This window comes from Rhodococcus sp. P3_B8, assembly GCF_056402775.1.
Genome location: NZ_JBFUGT010000120.1, coordinates 1 through 18,968 on the forward strand (window position 1 = coordinate 1; position 18,968 = coordinate 18,968).

The 18,968-nt window shown below is 65.1% G+C and carries 20 protein-coding genes; 15 read left to right on the top strand and 5 right to left on the bottom strand.

The window, feature by feature from the left end:
* The 7 genes from AC1D1G_RS27175 to AC1D1G_RS27205 all read left to right on the top strand — a co-directional run.
* On the top strand, positions 1-296 hold a 296-nt coding region (locus AC1D1G_RS27175), incomplete at its 5' end, for an Hsp70 family protein (RefSeq protein ID WP_477954426.1).
* Positions 293-991 (top strand): nucleotide exchange factor GrpE, encoded by a 699-nt coding sequence (gene grpE / locus AC1D1G_RS27180; protein ID WP_477954427.1) that lies wholly within the window; start codon positions 293-295, stop codon positions 989-991. The genes AC1D1G_RS27175 and grpE, both read left to right, overlap by 4 nt.
* 83 nt (positions 992-1,074) lie before the next feature.
* Complete coding sequence (locus tag AC1D1G_RS27185; RefSeq protein ID WP_477954428.1) at positions 1,075-2,244, top strand: DnaJ C-terminal domain-containing protein; 1,170 nt, start codon at positions 1,075-1,077, stop codon at positions 2,242-2,244.
* 116 nt (positions 2,245-2,360) lie between these two features.
* Positions 2,361-2,750: a VOC family protein gene (locus AC1D1G_RS27190; RefSeq protein WP_477954429.1), complete on the top strand. Its 390-nt coding sequence runs from the start codon at positions 2,361-2,363 to the stop codon at positions 2,748-2,750.
* Positions 2,751-3,439: 689 nt separating this feature from the next.
* Positions 3,440-4,696 carry a threonine--tRNA ligase gene (thrS, locus tag AC1D1G_RS27195; protein WP_477954444.1) on the top strand — a complete coding sequence of 419 codons (1,257 nt, stop codon included), beginning with the start codon at positions 3,440-3,442 and terminating at the stop codon, positions 4,694-4,696.
* 339 nt (positions 4,697-5,035) lie between these two features.
* Positions 5,036-6,517 (top strand): sensor histidine kinase, encoded by a 1,482-nt coding sequence (locus AC1D1G_RS27200; protein WP_477954431.1) that lies wholly within the window; start codon positions 5,036-5,038, stop codon positions 6,515-6,517.
* A 157-nt stretch (positions 6,518-6,674) separates the two neighbouring features.
* Entirely contained in the window at positions 6,675-6,986 is a 312-nt protein-coding gene (locus tag AC1D1G_RS27205; RefSeq protein ID WP_477954432.1) for a hypothetical protein, read from the top strand.
* Positions 6,987-7,073: 87 nt separating this feature from the next.
* Here the strand turns inward: AC1D1G_RS27205 and AC1D1G_RS27210 are convergent, their stop codons facing one another.
* The gene (locus tag AC1D1G_RS27210; RefSeq protein WP_283331707.1) at positions 7,074-7,358 is read right to left on the bottom strand and encodes a hypothetical protein; all 285 of its coding nucleotides are present in this window, start codon (positions 7,356-7,358) and stop codon (positions 7,074-7,076) included.
* On the opposite strand from AC1D1G_RS27210, the gene AC1D1G_RS27215 reads away from it, so the two are divergent.
* Positions 7,311-7,997, top strand: a complete 687-nt coding sequence (locus AC1D1G_RS27215) for an ABC transporter substrate-binding protein (protein WP_477954433.1) — start codon at positions 7,311-7,313, stop codon at positions 7,995-7,997. The genes AC1D1G_RS27210 and AC1D1G_RS27215 overlap by 48 nt on opposite strands.
* 233 nt (positions 7,998-8,230) lie before the next feature.
* Here AC1D1G_RS27215 and AC1D1G_RS27220 read toward each other — a convergent pair whose 3' ends face one another.
* Positions 8,231-8,536, bottom strand: a complete 306-nt coding sequence (locus AC1D1G_RS27220; RefSeq protein WP_283331704.1) for a hypothetical protein — start codon at positions 8,534-8,536, stop codon at positions 8,231-8,233.
* 91 nt (positions 8,537-8,627) lie between these two features.
* A complete protein-coding gene (locus AC1D1G_RS27225; RefSeq protein WP_283331702.1) occupies positions 8,628-8,834 on the bottom strand; it encodes a zinc-ribbon domain-containing protein in 207 nt (68 codons plus the stop codon).
* Positions 8,835-9,613: 779 nt separating this feature from the next.
* Between AC1D1G_RS27225 and AC1D1G_RS27230 the strand changes: the two genes are divergently transcribed.
* Positions 9,614-10,048, top strand: coding sequence for a hypothetical protein (locus AC1D1G_RS27230; protein WP_280782282.1), 435 nt, complete (start codon positions 9,614-9,616; stop codon positions 10,046-10,048).
* A 133-nt stretch (positions 10,049-10,181) separates the two neighbouring features.
* Here AC1D1G_RS27230 and AC1D1G_RS27235 read toward each other — a convergent pair whose 3' ends face one another.
* Positions 10,182-11,411: a DDE-type integrase/transposase/recombinase gene (locus AC1D1G_RS27235; RefSeq protein ID WP_477954435.1), complete on the bottom strand. Its 1,230-nt coding sequence runs from the start codon at positions 11,409-11,411 to the stop codon at positions 10,182-10,184.
* A gap of 190 nt (positions 11,412-11,601) precedes the next feature.
* Here AC1D1G_RS27235 and AC1D1G_RS27240 point away from each other — a divergent pair, with 190 nt between their 5' ends.
* Together AC1D1G_RS27240 and AC1D1G_RS27245 are read left to right on the top strand one after the other, a co-directional pair.
* On the top strand, positions 11,602-12,834 hold the full coding sequence (locus tag AC1D1G_RS27240) for a DUF6745 domain-containing protein (RefSeq protein WP_477954436.1): 1,233 nt from the start codon (positions 11,602-11,604) through the stop codon (positions 12,832-12,834).
* An 88-nt stretch (positions 12,835-12,922) separates the two neighbouring features.
* Complete coding sequence (locus AC1D1G_RS27245) at positions 12,923-13,327, top strand: hypothetical protein (protein ID WP_477954438.1); 405 nt, start codon at positions 12,923-12,925, stop codon at positions 13,325-13,327.
* Positions 13,328-13,366: 39 nt separating this feature from the next.
* On the opposite strand, the gene AC1D1G_RS27250 is transcribed toward AC1D1G_RS27245, so the two are convergent.
* Entirely contained in the window at positions 13,367-14,320 is a 954-nt protein-coding gene (locus AC1D1G_RS27250; protein WP_477954440.1) for a DUF808 domain-containing protein, read from the bottom strand.
* A 554-nt stretch (positions 14,321-14,874) separates the two neighbouring features.
* Here AC1D1G_RS27250 and AC1D1G_RS27255 point away from each other — a divergent pair.
* The 4 genes from AC1D1G_RS27255 to AC1D1G_RS27270 all read left to right on the top strand — a co-directional run.
* Entirely contained in the window at positions 14,875-15,933 is a 1,059-nt protein-coding gene (locus AC1D1G_RS27255) for an ABC transporter substrate-binding protein (RefSeq protein ID WP_477954441.1), read from the top strand.
* Between the two features lie 77 nt (positions 15,934-16,010).
* Entirely contained in the window at positions 16,011-17,000 is a 990-nt protein-coding gene (locus AC1D1G_RS27260) for a FecCD family ABC transporter permease (protein WP_477954442.1), read from the top strand.
* Entirely contained in the window at positions 16,997-17,782 is a 786-nt protein-coding gene (locus AC1D1G_RS27265; RefSeq protein ID WP_317567381.1) for an ABC transporter ATP-binding protein, read from the top strand. The genes AC1D1G_RS27260 and AC1D1G_RS27265 overlap by 4 nt, the downstream gene beginning before the upstream one ends.
* 41 nt (positions 17,783-17,823) lie before the next feature.
* Positions 17,824-18,968: MDR family MFS transporter (locus tag AC1D1G_RS27270; RefSeq protein ID WP_477954443.1), on the top strand; the 1,145-nt coding region annotated here is incomplete at its 3' end.

Genomic DNA, 18,968 nt, shown 5'->3' on the forward strand with positions numbered 1-18,968 from the left:
ACCAGACCGAGAAGTTCATCAAGGACAACGAGGACAAGGTGCCCGCCGACGTCAAGGAGAAGGTCGAGTCGTCGATCACGAATGCCCAGGAGAAGTTGAAGGGCAGCGACGTCGCGGCGATCAAAGAGGCCATCGAGAAACTGTCCACCGACTCGCAAGCCTTGGGCCAGGCGATCTACGACGCGCAGGCGAAGGACTCGGCCGCCACCGGCGGTGGGAACGGTTCCCCGGGTGGGGACGAGGAGGTCTTCGACGCTGAGGTGGTGGACGAACCCGGACGGGAGGACAACCGATGAGCAGCAGCGAGCGCCGCAACGGCAACAAGCCGCCGTGGGAACCGATCTCGATCACCGACAAACGCCGCGTCGATCCGGACACCGGCCGGGTGCGCGAGCACACTCCGAGCCAGCCCGTCACCCCGACCCCACAACGGGAACCCCCGCCGACCACGTCCGACGCGGAGATGCACCCCGGTGACCGGGCCGATCGGGCGGCGCGCGAACACCCTGATCGAGTGGCGGAGTTGACCGCCGATCTGCAGCGGGTGCAGGCCGAGTACACCAACTACCGGCGCCGGATCGAACGCGACCGACACGCGGCAGTCGAGGCCGCGACGGCGTCGGTGGCGGCGAAGTTTCTCGGGATCCTCGACGACCTCGATCGAGCCCGCGAGCACGGCGACCTCGATCGAGCCCGCGAGCACGGCGACCTCGAAACCGAACCCCTGCGTGCGATCGCGGCCAAGCTCGATGCGATCCTGACCGGCCTGGGAGTGGCCGCATTCGGTGAAGAGGGCGACCGCTTCGATCCCACCTTGCACGAAGCGGTCCAGCACGAAGGTGCCGGGGGCGATCCCGTCGTGGGCAGGGTGCTGCGACGCGGCTACACCTTCGGTGACCGCAAGGTGCTGCGGACCGCGACGGTCGCCGTGGTCGAGGGGCCCGCTTCGCCGGGGAACGGCACGGGCACCGCCCCGGTCGACGGTGCCTGAGACACCGCACACCAGCCTGACAACGCCGATCTCGGAGCGCACGGCGCTCTCGTCGCAGCCAGGAGAGGAAAGGAGGATGCCAAGTGTCGCAGCAGGAATGGCTCGACCGCGACTTCTACGCCGCTCTGGGTGTCCCTTCGACGGCGTCGGCCGGGGAGATCAAGAAGGCGTACCGCACATTGGCTCGGGAGCTGCATCCGGACGCAAACCCGCACAACACCGAGGTGGGGGATCGGTTCAAGGCGGTCAGTGAGGCGTACGCGGTGCTCTCGGACCCCGCCACACGCAAGGATTACGACCGCGTGCGCCGGCTGCTCCGATCCGGAGCGTCCACCGGGACGGGTTTTCCTCCACGCGCCGGGTCGGGCGGCTTCGAATTCGGGGACCTGTTCGGGAGCGGTCCACCCTTCACCATGGCCGATCCTCTGGGCGGGGTCGGCGATGTGCTCGGAGACCTGTTCCGGCGCGCAGGAACCCGAACTGCATCGGCCCGGCCGAGGCGGGGCAGCGACGTCGAGACCGAGACCAGACTGTCGTTCCAGGAGGCGGTCGCCGGGATGGTGTTGCCGCTATGGATGACCGGGCCGATGGTGTGCACCAGCTGTCACGGCTCCGGCATACGGCCGGGAACCCGGCAACGAACGTGCCCACACTGCCGCGGGGTCGGGGCGCGCAACCGGAATCTGGGCGGCTTCGGGTTCAGCGAACCCTGCGAGGGTTGCCGGGGCACGGGATCGATCGTCGACACCCCCTGCCCGGATTGCCAGGGCAACGGGATCGGGGACCGCACCCGCACTATCTCCGTCCGTGTTCCGCCCGGGGTGAGCGACGGGCAACGCATCCGGTTACTGGCGCAGGGCGAACCTGGTCTCGGTGGGGCGCCGTCGGGGGACCTGTATGTCACTGTGCGCGTCGAACCGGACCCAGTGTTCGCCCGCAGCGGCGATGATCTCACCGTCACCGTTCCCGTGTCGTTCGCCGAATTGGCCTTGGGTACCGTGCTGTCCGTACCAAACTTCGATGGTCGGGTCAGTCTGAAGATCCCGCCGGGAACCCAGTCGGGGAGAACGTTCCGGCTGCGCGGACGCGGGGTGCCTCGCCGCGGCGACGCGGTCGGTGATCTGCTGGTCACCGTAGAGGTCGCGGTCCCGTCCGATCTCGGCCAAGAAGCCGCTGAGGCGTTGCGGGCGTACGCTCGGGCAGAGGAAATAGGCGGATTCGACCCCCGCCCCGGTTGGGCGGAAAGCCGATGACGTCGGGAACGATGTCAGCACCGCGGAATCACCTCGTCATTCCCGCCGTCGAGATCGACACCCGCATCCGGTACCCGCTTCCCACCCTCACCACCGAATTGTGAAAGGAGTGTCCGATGACCCCACCCGACGAATGCGCCGGCGTCCGCTACCTAGTCGATGACGTGTCCGCAGCGATCGACTTCTACACCAGCCACCTCGGCTTCACCTTGCACACCAATCCCGCCCCTGCGTTCGCCGACGTGATCCGTGGCCCCTTGCGATTGTTGCTGTCCGGCCCGGCCAGTTCGGGTGCTCGCGCCACCCCGTCCGACATCACCGGCCCGGGCGGCAACCGTATCCACCTCATCGTCAGCGACCTCGACGCCGAGATCACCCGACTACGCGACGCCGGTGTCGCCTTTCGCAGCGATGTGGTCAGCGGCCCGGGTGGTCGCCAGATTCTGCTCGCCGACCCTGCCGGCAATCTGATCGAGCTGTTCCAGTCCTCCGCACCGGCCAGGTGACCTCGGAGTGCGCTCGTCATCGCGGCTACTGCTGCCAGTGCTCCCGTGAGCACCGGCGACAGGTGCCCTGCCGGACCGAACCCGTGCGATTCCGGAACCCGACGTTCCACGGGTAGGTCCTCGGCGACATTACGTGTGGACCTGTTTCCACCGCACCCGGTGAGAATGAGTGTGCCAGCCACTGGCAGGCGACAAGGATTCACTTCAGATGCGTGATCACACCGGACCATGCACGCTCGGGCAGCCGTTTCCTCGAGTAGCTGCAGATCACGTGAACGATATTCGGCTCGAATGGATCTCGACTCGTAGCCACGACTGTCGCCCCGGTCGCCGGCCGACCGATCACCAGCGTGGCGGCAGTGGCGCGGGATCCGGCCACGACCCATCGGTCGTCTCGGAGTGACGATTGATCGGCCTTGTTTCGGCGGCAGGCCTCCACGGCATCGAAGAGTGGAAGTGCTTGGCAGCGGCGAACGAGCCTGGTGTGGCCAGGCATCGGCGCTTTGCCACTGTGCTCACGGCCTTGTACACTTTTGGACCATGCGAGGACACCTCCATTTCACGACGACGCCGGACGCTGCCGGCGCCTTCGTGATGGACTGAGAACCCTCAGGCATTTCAAGCCCCGGAGCAGATCCGGGGCTTCTTGCTTTCCTGGCTGCTCCGGCACGAACAACAGGAGCAGACTTATGGTCACTGACCACCGAGATCTCAACCACGACATGGCCATATTTGCCACGGATCCGCTTGCCGGATCCGGTCTTCCGATGTGGCTTCCCACCGGTGCCGTTGTCCGAGAAGAACTGCAGAAGCTGGCAAAGGAGTTGGCGTCGGGCGATGGATGCCTCGGCGTGTTCTCACCGGTGCTCGGGAAACGAGCGCTGTACGAGCGGTCCGGGCATTTGAGCAAGTTCAGCCAAGACATGTTCCCCGCCATGCGCATTGGTGATGACGAGGTCATGCTGCGGCCCGCGAACTGTCCTCACCACGCCTTGATCTACGCCTCCGACAGACGCTCATATCGTGAGCTGCCGCTTCGATTCAACGAACTCGCCTCCATGTTCCGAGCCGAGCGGTCCGGAGTTCTGTCCGGCTTGAATCGCGTCCGACAGATCAACCTCGACGACACGCACGTCTTCTGCCGCCCGGACCAAGTGCTGCATGAAGCCGAGCTGGGGTTGCGAGCTGCGCTGCGCGCACAGGAGATCTTGGGACTACCCGTCGATTACGTCCGGCTTTCGACGCGTGACAATTCCGCCGCGTGGCTCGGAACCGAAGCGCAATGGGAGCACGCTCAGGAGCAACTTCGTGCTGCCGGATTGTCCGTCCTCGACGAGCATGGGCCGAACCTGGTCGAAGCCCCAGGTGAGGCCGCTTTCTATGGTCCCAAGCTCGATCTCCAAGTCAACGACGGACGTGGCCACGAGGAAACCATCGCCACCGTGCAGCTCGACTTCAACCAGCCGGAGCGATTCGACCTGACCTATGTCGGCGCCGACGGTGGCGACCATCGACCGGTGATGATCCATCGAGGGACTGTCGGGTCGATGGAGCGAGTGACCGCAGCGCTCCTCGAACGCTACTCGGGACGCCTTCCGTTCTGGTTGGCTCCAGTCCAGGTCACAGTTCTGCCGGTCACTGCCGAGCAGGATGCTGTGGCGCGCGCGTTCGCGGATGTAGTACGGCAGCGAGGGCTGCGCAGCCGAGTCGACCATGACGGGTCACTGGGAGCGCGTGTTCGGAAAGCCCGGAAAACCAGAGACCATCTGATCGCAGTCATCGGGCAGACGGAAATCGCGCAGAAGAGTGTGCAGATCACGGACGTCGCCAGTGGTGTTCGAACCCGAATCAGTCAGGAGCAACTTCTCGGGTTGATGGACGACGCGTACCGCCACCGCAGGGCAACCCTCGATTGGGCCCTCTGCGAGCGAGTCTCATGTGGATGAAGTGGCTTGGTGCATTGTGTGACGCGTGGGAGATGAGGTGCCTCTGGGTGGTGCCGGATGCGTTGTGGGAGACCAGGTGGCTACCGCGGGCGTGGCTGCGTGAACAGGGCGTCACCCCGCGGATCGCGTGCCGCGGAGTCGAGAGGAACGACCGACTGTCTGCCGGGAGCGCTCGTGGCTAGGTCGGATTCGGTCTGTTTCGGGTGACTGAGCGCTGATGGACCCGGTTTCCAGCCTGCCGACGAGGTGTGGGCCTAGGGTGGACTCGGGTGTGGAATCGATGAGTGTCGGCGCGAACCGGCGCCGCTCAGCTGGTTCTGCGAGTCCGAGAGGCACGCGATGACGGATTCGAGCGCGAATACCGCGAGGGTCTCGCTGCGGACGCTGCTGTGGCTGGCTATCGGCATCCTGGTGACGCTGTTCGCGGTGTCTGCAGCCTTCGCGGTGTACGGGAGATTGGCGGTCCGAGCCGCCGTAGACGACCTGTCCGAGCAGCTGCTGCCCGCGCAGCGGGCGGTGGCCGAGCTGACCACGTCGTATGTGAACCAGGAAACGGGACAACGCGGCTACGCCCTGACCGGTGAACCGCAATTCCTCGAACCCTACGACGCGGGCCGGCGTGACGCGGCTGCACTGCACACCCGCCTGGACACGCTGCTCGCCGAGGATGCGGCCGCGCAGGAAGCGCTGCAGACGACGGTCGAGGCGGCCGAGACGTGGCGGATACGGGCAGCGGAGCCGGAGATCTCCGCTCGCCGCGACTCCGCGAGCGAACCGGATCGGATCCAGGCGACGACCGGGACGGGCAAGGAGTTGTTCGACGACCTGCGCGCACGGATCGCGGCATTGAGTGCCCGCACCGACATCCTGGTCACCGAGCAGGTCGAACGAGTCCACTCGGCGCAGGCCCTGGCGAACATCACGACCGTCGTCGCGTGCGTTCTCGCCGTGGTCATGGTCGTGACCGCGGTGTATTTGACGCGGCGGCTGCTGACACGGCCGATCGATCATCTCCTCGCCGACATCAGCGCGGTGGCCGGCGGCGACTACGTGCGGGAGATCGACACCGACGGGCCCCGGGAGGTGGCGATCATCGCGGGCACGGTCGACACGATGCGGACCAGCCTGTTGACCAAGAACCAACAACTCATGGCGGCGGAGCGGGCCAGCGCACGTGATGACGAACAGAGCCGGATGGCGGCGGATCTCCACGATGTGATCCTCCAACGCGTGTTCGGTCTGGGCCTCGCACTGACCTCCCTGGGCTTCCGGCAACCACGCTTGTCTGCCGAACTCGACCCACTGATCGACGAGACCGACAGCATCGTGCGTGGGTTACGTGCCGTCATATTCGATCTCACCCAGTCCACCGCGGCCGTGCGGTCCGGGGACGCGGGCAGCCTGAGTGCCGCGGTGAGTGAAATCGTCGAAAACAGCGCCGCAGCGCTCGGTTTCACCCCCGACTTCTGTGTGGAGGGACCGGTCGACCGGTATTCCGATGGGGAGGCCGGGCCGGAACTGCAGGCGGCCCTGCGCGAGGTCCTGAGCAACGTGGCCCGCCACGCACAGGCGAGCGTATGCAGCGTCCGGGTCACCGCCGACGAGGATGGCCTCGTCTTGACCGTGAGCGACAACGGCACCGGAATCGCGGCGGGTGCTGCGCACGGACACGGACTGACGAACATTCGGAGTCGCGCCGAGCGGCTCAGCGGGCACACGGCCTTTCGCGACCTGGGGCCGGGGACGGAGATCGAGTGGGAGGTCCCCKCAACGAAGGCGTCTCCACAAGGGCTTATCGACCGCGGGACCGGTGACCTGTGACTCCGCTGCCGCATCGGCGGGGCACGACAGTTCCGACACGGCAGTCGCTGCAGCAACGTGCCGTGCGCGAATGGTCTTCGTGCAGGCCGGGTCGCGTACGGACCGGGTGGTGCATATGCTCAACCTCAGGGTTCGGCGAGCGAAGAGGTGCAGCAACATGGCCCGAAACAACGACCACCGGCCGGTGGGTGTGCAGGAGTTGAACATCGGCGTCCGGGTGCTGATCCGCAGGAACACCGAGGCCGACGTCATCGGTGAGATTGTCGAGGACTTCGCGGCATTGACCGACCCCGGCGGCCGTGGGCACGAGTGGGCGCCGGCGCATCGTTGGGCGCTCGCGCTCGACGACGGGCGACTGATCTTCGCCGACACCGAGGACCTGACCATCGATCCGAGCTCCCCCCGCTCCGTCCCGGATTCGGGCCCGGCTCCGGCAGTGCGCACGCCCGGCAGACACCGGGGAGAGTAATCGGCGCCGCCGCAGACGCGTTCCGACCACAGCGATTTCGGGACGCAATGGTGCACTCTTGTCCGAACAGCTCTGAGCGACGTCGCCTCAGAGCAGAACTGCGGCGATCTCGTCGGCGGTGACGCGGGCGAGTTCCACGAAGAATGGAATGCGCGCGTCGATCATGAGTTCGGTGGGCCCGCGCAGGATAGATAGATGCGGTGCTGGCGGTACGAGATCTGACCGTAGGCAGCCAGCGCTGCCGAGCCGGTAGCGGTTAGACGTCTTGTCCTTGTCGAGAAAGCCGCCCTGATCGAGGATGTCACCAAGGCAACGCAAGGCAGAGTGTGGAGCCTGCTCTCCCCGGACAGCAAATACTTCGATTCCCGACACGACGACACCTACCCCGCCGACATCGACGAGGCCGGCTCCCTGCTGGACGCTGCCGGCTGGACCGGCCGCGACGGTGACGGATACCGCGCCGATGCCGGCGGGTCCCGCCTGAAGATCAAGCTCCTGGCCACGATTCCCACCTACCCGCTCGACGACGTTCTCGAGGCGTGGCAGGCGGAGATCCGCCAGAACCTCGGAGCCGAGGTGGAACTCGAATACGTCGAGAACGCACTGGTGTACAACCTGCTCGCCAGTAACGACTACGAGGCGTTCCCTCGGCAGATCGGCGAACTCGATCTGTCCCTGCAACTCAACCGTGCCTTCGGCTCCACCACACCGGACCTGAAGTACGGCCAGATCGACGGCATCACCATCGGATCGATCGTCGCCGGGTCCAAGCTCGCCGACCCGCAGGTCGACCAGTGGCTGGTCCAGGCCACCAAAGCGACCGACGAGGCCACACGACGGGGTCTGTTCGACCAGGTGACACGCTTCATCCTCGACAACGCCGTCGCGTTGCCACTGTTCACGGACCGCAACAGCGTGGCCGCGACATCCAGCGTCCACAACGTCACCACGCTCTTCGATCCTCCCCGCAACGTCGTCGGCGCCTCGGCGTACGACATCGCAGTCAACTGACGACGGCACGATCACTGATCGTGATGGACCGGGACCGGTAGTTGCAGTCGACGGGCGTCACGCCTCGGAGCTCGGTGGTCATGGGAGTGTCGGTGGTCAGGTTTGCCGGTGCACCGACACCGTTTCGGGCACAATGGCGGTCGTACCGCACCGACACACTGGGGAGGGAACGATGTGGGAGTTGCCAATTGAGGGTGGCATACCCTGGCTGGTCTGGCTCTTGGACCTGGTGATCAACGGATCCTGATGGCGCTATATACCGCGGCCGACCTGCCGGCGAAGGACACGAGAGACCGACCGCGACCGACCTCGAGGTAGAAGTCGGAGTTGCCGACGGAGAACTCGTGCTGGCGTCCGACAGAGGAAAAGGGAGCGCCGAAATCGCTGAGGAAGTGGGCGAGCCGACCGATGAGGGCATCGTCGAGGGTCGCGTTCGCTGTAGGCGGGTCGAGCGCAGCAGGGTGCTGCGCAATTGGGTCGGGGTGTTCGCTGGCGAGGGTGCGCATGTAGACGAGGCTGCGTTGGGGCAGTAGTCGCATGCTGGAGAATTCGGTGAGGAGGTCGTCGGCGAGCCGGGCAAAGACACCAACGCACGCTCAGTCAGTGGCCGCGTCGCCGGACTGAACGTGCTCAGACTGCGACGGCGGTGCCGCAGATGCCACATTCCTCTAACTGCCGCCGCTTCCAGCGTGCGACCGGAACGAAGAACAACGTGAACTGCTTGAATTCCCGCATCCGTGCCCACTGTGTGGTGTTGTGGCAGCGTGGGCACGTTCGGCTCTGTCCCGGGCCACGGTGTTGCCGCTTGGTGCCGTAACCGAATATAAAGAACACCATGCCAGCATAGAGCGATCCCTAATAGACGGTCATCGGTCGGCAATACCCGATCGCGTTCGTGCGGCACGGCCACCGCGCCAGGAATGCGCAATCAAAAGAACATGCAGGGCTGCCAGTAGCCAGGTTCGGTTCCCATTCCAGCGTCCGGTCGTGAGAGAAAGAGTTGTCGACCCTGAGGGGTGCGGTTGCGCATTAGCCAGAGTGCCATGCGAACGACACTCGCATGGAGTGGTTGTCGTGCAACACCTCGAAGTTGTTTTGCATCAAGTAAATAGAATAGGCACCACTGATGATTGGAAATGTCACGTCGATGCCTAGCGGCAGGTCAGGCAAGTCGTCGATCTTAGAAATACCTGTAGCCGGTCATCCAGCCGGTGAGAATCCACACCACTTGACTGAACATATCGCCCATTTCCCTGGTCGGGAACCATGAGTACCACACAGGGTCGGGACTCGGCAGTGATGCGCTTGCTGTACCAGCGATTAGGAACATCAACAGAGTTGTAACGCCGACTACTGTTGTGGCACGTGCCATCCTCATTTGGAACTCCTGGTCCTCCCGACCATGTACCGCGTATCGCTCAGTGTGTGTTCTGCGTAACGGCTGCGTGCCTACTGGTTCAATTTGTCTTTGCAGTTGGGCAAAGGCCCCTCTGCTCCCGCCGTTTCCACACCTCCGTAACGAATGACGACGGCCCGGCGACGGCATCGTTGACCCCGCGGCACGTCGCCGGTCGTGTCCGAGCGAACCGAATTGGTCCCCACAGGAGGTAGCTACGATGCAAGGCCGTACCTCGAACGTCCTACCCAGACGCAGAAGTTCGATCGCTGTTGTTCTGGTCGGACTGGGTGTCCTGTTCCTGGGTGTCGCACCGGTCGCGACCGCGGCACCCACGGACACCGTCCTACCGGTCCCGGTTATCGGGATCACCAACTTGCCCACCGGTTTTCTCAGCCCCGTCTACTCACAGGTGACGGTGCGTACGGACCCGGAGGCACCGGGTATCACCGAATTTGCCGAATACTGCGTCTGCATCGTGCATTGGCGCAATCTGACGACCGGGGGCGCCGGTGCGGTGAGCCCGTCGCGGTTCACGGGTCCCGTGCTCACGGGGTCGGGAACGGTGGTCGCCGTCCTGACCGTCAACGGCCTGTCCGACCGTGTGGGTGTCCTCACCGCACTGCCCGGCGCGGGTACCTGGAATGTTCCCTGAGGAGGGGTTCACGCAGACCGACCATCGCGGCCCGGTGATCAGGAATCACCCGACGGCGAGATGGTCGGTCTCGTGCCGCCGTGATGCCGGCGGCGGGCGGTGTGCGCCAATCGCGGGCCCCTGTTGCCTCATGTCAAGATGCCCGCGAAGTCTGATTCGTTGACTCATCGAGAAGTGCCCGCGTGAGAGGGGCTCTCCTCGTGGGTGTGTTCTTGGCGGTGGCGAGGGCGATGAGCTCGGTGGTCAATGCCTGGATCTGACGCTGGACGGCGGCGGGGTTGATGGTGGAGTACGTGTCGGCGAGGATGGCCTTGTCYTCTCCGGTGACGGCCTCGTGCTGGTCTGCACGCCGATGCGGAGTGGTGGCGATRTCGTACTTCTTGGTCACCTTCGCGCCGTCACGTTCTTTCGACACCAAYTTCTGCTGYGGGTAGAAGTAGTTCGTTAGCTGCGAYTGCAGAACCCAGATCTGATTGAGCAGCAACAACTCTGCAGAGGTGTCATAGCGGAGATAGCCGACGATKGTGCGTACTACGGCCCAGTTCTTCTGCTCGACGTGTGCCCCGTCGTTGGAGTTKCCGGGACGCGAGCGGGTGAAGGTGATCTGYTGTYTGTYGCACCAGTCGAGCAGGTGGTGGTTGATGAACTCGCTGCCGTTGTCGGAGTCGACGCCGAGGAGTGGGAACGGCATGATGGCRGCGATCTCGTCGAGTGCGGCGATGACCCATTTGCGGGCCTTGTTGCGCACACTGCGGTTCTCGGTCCAACCGGTGGCGATGTCGGTGACCGTSAGYGTGTARGCGTGCTCACCGACSGCGTTGCCGCCCTCGTGSCCGACCAGGTCGATCTCGACGAACCCCGGCGCCGCATCATCCCACTGCGCCCAGGTRCGGATCGGGATCTGGGACTTGAGCAGGGAACCGGGCTTGGTATGTGATCGGCCCTTGAGTTCATGGTTCTTGCGTTCGGGCGCCAGCCGTCGGTCGATGGTGGCTGCAGACATGCCGACCAGCAACAGTGCGGTRGCGTCGTCGATGTCGAGTTCACCGAACGCACGCAGAATGGGCACGAGGTCRGSCAGTGCCGGCGCMAGCCGCTTCCCGGCAGGCATYCCCAGCACCGCCCAGCAGAAGATCAACGCYGCAACAACGTTCGGCCCGTACGTCGGTGGGCGCCCGGTTCGGGGACGGAYYACCTTCGGRATCAACGCTGCCCGCAATGCCTTGCGGGCGTGGTCGCGATGCCAGCCGGTCGTGGCGCACAGTTCGTCTAGGATCTTCGCTTTGCCCGGCTTGTCGGCGCGCTTGTAGCGGGTCGCGATCGCCGTGGTGACGGCTCTGCGTTCAGCCATGGTCAGTCCCATCCTCCGGCCCTACCCTCGACCACCACACCGACGTGATCGACACGCCGCTACGCGGGCGTTCTCACGTGAGGCAACGAAGGGGCTTACGCGGGCATTTTGGATGAGTCAACGCGGGGCCTTGCGCTCGCCGCGTCCTCGTGCCACGCTCTAGAACTATGACTACTGGAAAGGCGGACACCGCCACCGTCGCGTGAGCGCCGCACCGTTTCGCTCGGTGGCTAGACCCCGAGCGAAATTCACCGAGAACACTGATGTCTCCTCCGACTACGTTCTGGCCGTTGAGGCCGTGCGTGATGCATGGCTGACACACGGGCTGTGCGCACACCCCTCCGATCGAACCACTGCAGAATCGGCTGTCGCGCAAGTGTATCGGCAGTCCGGATTACGGAGGCCGGAGTTCGTGTGGGTTCCGTCTCCCGTCGCCGGATCGGACCTGATCGTCGCCGAAGGTTTGTCACCACCGATGTCGTTCGATGGCAACGGAATCCACTGCGCTTCCGCCCGGATCGCAACCATGCTTTCGGAATCACGCAGTCGCATTGACGCACGAATCGAGCGGAGGAGATCCGACTGGCCGAACGAGCGCCGGACTGTCGAGACCGCACGGGTGAAGCCTCCTGAGGAGGCTGCCCGCGTCGGCATCAGCCCCGATCGGATCATCCGAGCGACCGTCTGGGATTCGCTGCACACCACACTCTTCGACGGGGTCGCCGCTGCGATACGGACACTTCTGACCCCTGCTGTCCTCGGTGTCACTTGGTACGGGCAACAAGAAGCCCACCGGGTCGCCTACTACGACACGTACCGCCGGCTCGGCCTCGCTCAGTTCCACCCCAATGACAACACGCTGCTCGACGCCATCATTGCGCTGACCGGCGCAACCGGATGGTGGTGGGCCTTCGGCGACATATGTGTCATGGCAGAACGACCCACCACTCTTCATACCGAGCCCATACCGGGCCGTGTGCACAACGAACACCGGCTGCACCACTCGGATGATCCAGCACTCGAATTCCAAGACGGCCGAGCAGTATTCGTTCAGCACGGGACAATAGTCCCGGACTGGGTCGTCCGCGACCCGACTGCAGAACGTATCGCACGTGAACGCAACGTCGAGATCCGCCGATGCGCGATTGAGCGCATCGGGTGGGACAACTACATCGAGGCGGCCGGACTGGCGCTGGTCGACCAAGCCGACGATCCAGGCAATGCCGGTCGCACCCTGCGGCTCTACGCGACACCGGACGGGTGGGGTCGCAGTGGCCGTATCCTGCTCGCGGTCAACGGTTCTTCCGAACGCGACGGGCATCGGCGGCAATACGGGCTTCACGTGCCCAGATGGATCTCATCAGCACTGGACGCCGCAGGCTGGACCTACGGCCTCGGCGGCGCCGACTACGCCCGTCTCGTTCGTCGCACCTGAACAAGACCGAAACCTGAATCCCTGAACTCGAAGGTGACTCGCATGAATGCAACCATGACCTTGTCTCACTGCCCTCACCGGCCTCGATGTGTTCGACTATCTTGACCAGGAAGTTTCCATACCTGTCGTCGACGGCCTGCAGGCCCAAGGTGATCTCATCGTGATCCCGTATTCGCTTGTCGCCGGCATCGTCACGTCCACCGCGTGGACGCGGACGGAGAACGTACCGCTCTCAGGAGTGGAGTTGCTGCGCAGCGCTGCGGGTGGGAACCCGCACAGCCTGGTCGCCGAGCAAGGTGGCTGCACGTGGTCGACGCCGGTGAACGACCCCAGGGGTCTTGCGCTCGGTATCCTCGACACCCGGGTGACTGCGTACCTCATCCACCCTGAGCACGGAGCCACCGGCATCGCCCCTGGCCGGTATGTCATCGGACGGCAGCGAGAACAAGGCATCGGGCGGTCCTCCGAGCGGGCGCAACTGGTCGCCGATTGACGTTCGGGTCGTCGTCCGAAGTGATCGGATCGGTACGCGTCAGTGCGCGGAGTCGCTTTTCTTCCGCTTCGGGATCAGGTGCACGATCAGGACGACGATCGCGCCGATGACGAGCCCGACGAGTGCGGACACCACGGTCCCGGCAGTCCAGGACAGAGCACCGGCGAAGCCGCCGTGCACGAGATCGCCGAACCAGTGTTCGAGATCGTGGAGGCGATCGGCCGGCCAGTGGAATCCTGCCTCGCCGACGTTGACCAGAAAAATGTGGCCGCCGACCCACAGCATCGCGGCGATCCCGACCACGGTGAGCACCGCCATCACCTTCGGCATCGCTGCGACGAGCCCTCGACCGATCCACTGACTGAACGAGGACTCGCGTTGGGCAAGCACCAGGCCCACGTCGTCCATCTTCACGATCAGCGCGACCACGCCGTACACCAGGACGGTGATGAGGATGGCGACGACGAGGAGCACCAACAGCCGAGTGAGGAACGGTTCGTCCTCGACCGACGACAGCGAGATCACCATGATCTCGGCGGACAGGATCAGGTCGGTGCGGATCGCGCTGCTGACCATTGTTTTCTCGAGTTCGGGTCCGCTCTGCCCTTCGGTCGCGCCCTCGTCCTCGTGGTGACCGCCGGTGAGTGCCTCGTAGACCTTCTCGGCTCCCTCGAAGCACAGGAACAGACCACCGGCGATCAGCAGGTACGGCAGTGCCTGGGGCAGGAACTCGCTCAGGATCATCGCGACCGGCAAGATGATCAGGAGTTTGTTGCGGATCGACCCGATCGCGATCTTGCGGATGATGGGCAGTTCGCGATTAGGGGAGAACCCGTGTACGTAGCGGGGGGTGACGGCTGTGTCGTCGACGACCACGCCCGCTGCCTTGACGCTGGCCTTGCCTGCCGCGGCTCCGATGTCGTCGATGGATGCCGCAGCCGCTTTCGCGAGTGCCGCGACGTCGTCCAATAGGGCCACGAGACCACCAGCCACGGGAACCTCCCTCAGTTCGGATGTGCAGAGCCGACCGAATGACACGCGGTCGCGGGTCGACACCGAACGGTACCGAATCCGTGGTCATTCACAACAATGAGATCAACGATGCAGGGCTGAGTGGGCCGTGCCGGTGGTGGTCGACTGCGTGCCCACCACTGCAGTCGCTGATACGGCGGGGGGCGCCTTCGAGTGACTGTCGCCGTCGGAGTCGGTGCGTCGTTCTCGTGCGGCGCTCGAGGCGACTCGGAGGGGGTTGGCGAATATGGCGGCGGGGCAGGGGATCACCGCCGTCCCGGCGCAAGCGGAGCTTGCGACTCGAGCATCCGCGCAGCCACGCCATCGAGAAGCTGCAGGTCAACAGTGGCTGTCAGTGACAGCTCGATCGCGGACGCTATCGCTTCCCCTCCAGACGAACCTTGATGGTACTTAGGTTAGGGTTACATGATATCTTTCACGTTCTTCCTCGTGCGCACCTGCTGATCGCTGTCGTTTCGATCGACACCCGCGATCGACGCTCGCGTGGAGTATTGATCCTGGACGAGCAGAAAGTTATGACGAGCGTGAAGATTTCCGTGGGCCGAACCGGTCTCGTGGCCGTCACCGCAGTACTGGCGAGTGCGCTGGTCGCGTGTGGACAATCCGAGGCGGTCGACGACACCGGCGCCGCTGCGACCGGGGAAGGCAGTACGAATTATCCGCTCGTCCTCGACAACTGCGGCGAGACGGTCACCGTCGACGCGCCGCCGCAGCGAGTGGTGTCGCTGGACCAGGGCTCGACCGAGATCATGCTGTCGCTCGGCCTCGCCGACCGAATGGTGGGCACCGCGTCGTGGACGGATCCGGTTCGCGAGAATCTCGCCGGAGCCAACGCATCGGTCCCCAGGCTGGCGGACAACGCACCGACGTACGAGGTCGTCCTCGACGCCGATCCGGACTTCGTGACCGCGTCGTTCGGCCGGCACTTCAAGCAGGGTGGTGTAGCGGAGCGCGCCCGGTTCGAGGAGACCGGAGTCGCGTCGTACCTCTCGCCCACCGACTGCGAGAACGGGGTGAGCATCAACGGCGGCGGCAAGCGCACCACACCTCTGACGATGGACGCGCTCTATCAGGAAATCCGTGAGATCGCGGCCGTGTTCGACGTGAATGAGCGGGGCACGAAACTGGTCGGCGAACTGCAGGGCCGCGAGGCCGCTGCGCTCGCCGGCCTCGAGAAGTCGAACGTGTCGATGGCGTTCTGGTTCGCCGACACCAAGAGCCCCTACGTCGCGGGTGGTCTGGGCTCGGCGAGCCTGCTCGCCACCACGGTCGGGGCCACCAACGTGTTCTCGGATCTGACCGACGATTGGCCTGCCGTCGGTTGGGAAACGGTCGTGGAACGCAACCCGGAGGTCCTCGTCCTCGGTGACCTCCTGCGGAACCGCTTCCCCGGAGACCTACTGGCGGACAAGATTGCCTTCCTCGAATCCGATCCCGTGACCCGGAATCTCGACGCGGTGCGCAACCGGCGGTACATCGCACTGCACGGCGCGGAGATGAACCCGTCCATTCGTGCCGTGGACGGCCTCGAGAAGGTCGCCGCGGGCCTTCGCGACCTGAAGGTCCCGTCCTGACCACCACTCTCGGCCGCGCCGATACCGCTGCTGCCGAACCGGTTCGGCGGCGACAGTGGGTCGTCGGGTCACTGATCGTGGGCGGCGGGATCCTCGCGCTCGCACTGTCGATCCTCGTCGCCGTCACCTTGGGCCCGGCGGACGTTTCACTGGTCAACGCCCGCGACGTCCTGCTCAACCACCTCGGTCTCGCGGACATCCCGGTGCGGCTGTCGAAGAACGCGATCGTGTGGGAGGAACGTCTACCCCGCGCATTGGTGGCCGCCGCCTGTGGCGCCGGTCTCGGTCTGTGCGGTGTGATCATGCAGTCGCTGCTGCGGAACCCGCTCGCGGACCCGTTCGTGCTGGGAATCTCGTCGGGTGCGTCGACCGGTGCCGTGATCGTGGGTGTGCTCGGGGTTGGTGGGGCGGCGCTCGGATTGTCCGGCGGCGCATTCATCGGGTCCCTGGTCGCGTTCGGCCTGGTGCTGCTCCTTGCCCGCCTGTCCGGTGGCAACAACGACCGCATCATCCTTGCAGGAGTCGCGAGTACCCAACTGTTCTCCGCGCTCACGTCCTTCTTCATCTTCGCGTTCGCCGACTCCGACGAAACCCGAGGCGTGATGTTCTGGCTGCTCGGATCACTCGAGGGCGTCCGCTGGGACGACGTCACGCTGTGCGCGGTAGTCGTGTTCTGCGGGACGGCGGTGTGTCTGCACTTTGCGTACGTCCTCGACGCCTTCTCCTTCGGTGACGATGTGGCGGCCTCCCTCGGCATCTCCGTCGCGAAGGTCCGTCTCCTACTGCTGGTGGTCACGGCGATCATCACTGCGACCCTGGTCAGCGTCGCCGGCGCGATCGGGTTCGTGGGGCTGGTACTCCCGCATGCGGCGCGGTTCCTGGTGGGGCCCCGGCACAGCAGGCTGATCCCCGCGACGGCGCTGATGGGCGCCGTCTTCATGGTGTGGGTGGACGCCGTCTCCCGCGTCGCGTTCGCGCCCACCCCGTTGCCGGTGGGTGTCGGCACCGCCCTGGTCGGTGTTCCCGCGTTCATCGTCATCCTGTCCCGTCGAAGGAGAACACAGTGACCCTGCGTGCAGACAGCGTCACCTGGAACCGTGGCGGCGCACTGGTCGTCGACGGTGTCACGGTGACACCCGAACAGGGTGAGACCGTGGGACTGCTCGGGCCGAACGGCTCCGGGAAGTCCTCACTCCTGCGCCTGCTGAACGGTGTCGTCCGCCCCACCGCCGGTGTCGTGACCCTCGACGGGGACGACCTCGCCGCCGTGCGGCGCAAGGAGATTGCGCGCGCCGTGGCGGTGGTGAGCCAGCACGCCGACACCGACGTCGACATCACGGTCCGCGACGTCGTGCGACTCGGACGTATCCCGCACCGCGGAACCTTCGGCGGCAACCCGACCGCCGACGATGCCGCGGTGGCGGCCGCGCTCGCACACACCGGCCTCACGTCGAAGGCGGACCGGCTGTGGCACAGGCTGTCGGGCGGGGAGAAGCAGCGGGTGCAGATCGCCCGTGCGCTGGCGCAGGAACCACGGGAACTGCTGCTGGACGAGCCGACCAATCACCTCGACATTCACCATCAACTGGAGTTGCTGGCACTCGTCACCCGGCTGCCGGTCACCAGTGTGATCGCCCTGCACGACCTCAACCTCGCCGCCATGTTCTGTGACACGGTGATCGTGTTGAAGGAGGGGCGGGTCGTCGCCGGGGGAACGCCCGCCGAGGTGTTGACCGCCGAGTTGATCGCCCAGGTGTACAACGTCCGGGCTGAGGTTCTCATCGACCAGGCGAAAGGGCGACTGTCCATCCTGTTCGAGCCGGGGCCGATTCCCGTTCCCACGCACTGAGGCCCTGGGGTGTTGTGCTGCGGGTCGACGATCGCGGTGACGTGACCGCGGGTGCTGATGGACGGCGGACGCGCTGGCGGTGGTCGTTCTTCGACGACCTCCATCGAGCGACGCCCACCGTCAGGCTGCTCGTCCTCACCCAGTTGACGTTCAACGTCGGCTTCTTCATGGTCTTGCCCTACTTGTCGGTGCACCTGACCAGCGACCTGAGTCTCGGTGCGGCACTGGTCGGCGTCGTACTCGGCGTTCGCACATTCTCACAGCAGGGACTGTTCTTCGTCGGCGGCACCCTCGCCGACAGGTTCGGTATCAAGCCCGTCGTCCTCGTCGGCTGCGGACTGCGCGTCCTGGGATTTCTCGGCTTGGCGGTCTGTGATTCCCTGACCGGAGTGCTGCTGGCGACGGTTCTGGTCGGATTTGCGGCCGCATTGTTCTCTCCCGCAGTCGAGTCCGCGGTCGCCATCGAGGCCGGCACGAGCGAGCGTCACGGTGGTCCGCGCCGGGTGGAGACATTCGCCCTTCTCTCGGTATGCAATCAAATCGGCTCTTTCACCGGACCACTGGTCGGATCGGTGTTGCTTCTGGCCGATTTCCGCATCGCCTGTCTCGTCGCTGCGGTCATCTTCGTCGTCATCATCGCCGCGCACCTGAAATGGCTTCCGAACGAACCGGGTGAGCACCACGACGAACCATGGCACGGGGGATGGACAGACGTAGTGCACAACAAACTGTTCGTGCTGTTCGCGATCGCCATGAGCACCCAACTGGTCGCCTACAACCAGCTGTACCTCCTGCTCCCTCTCGAAGTCGAACGGATGTGGGGATCGCAAACGGTGCTGGGCTGGTTCTTCGCACTTTCGGCGACCTTCGTCGTGACGGCGCAGTTGCCGATCACCCGCAGGGTTCAGAACCGTTCCCCTCGCGTCGTCCTGCCGATCGGGTTCGCAGTGATGGCGGGGTCGTTCCTCGTCCTCCCGGCAACAGCTCCGCTTCGACTGAGCGGTGTCATCGGTCTGATCCCCGTGGCGGTGTTCGTGCTGCTGCTCGCGCTCGGGCAGATGATCGCGATGCCGCAGGCGCGCGATTTGGTGCCCCGTCTGGCCGCCGAGCGGAGACTGGGTGCCTACTTCGGATTCATGGCGTCACTCGGCGGCATCGGTGTACTCATCGGCTCGGCTGCGCTCGG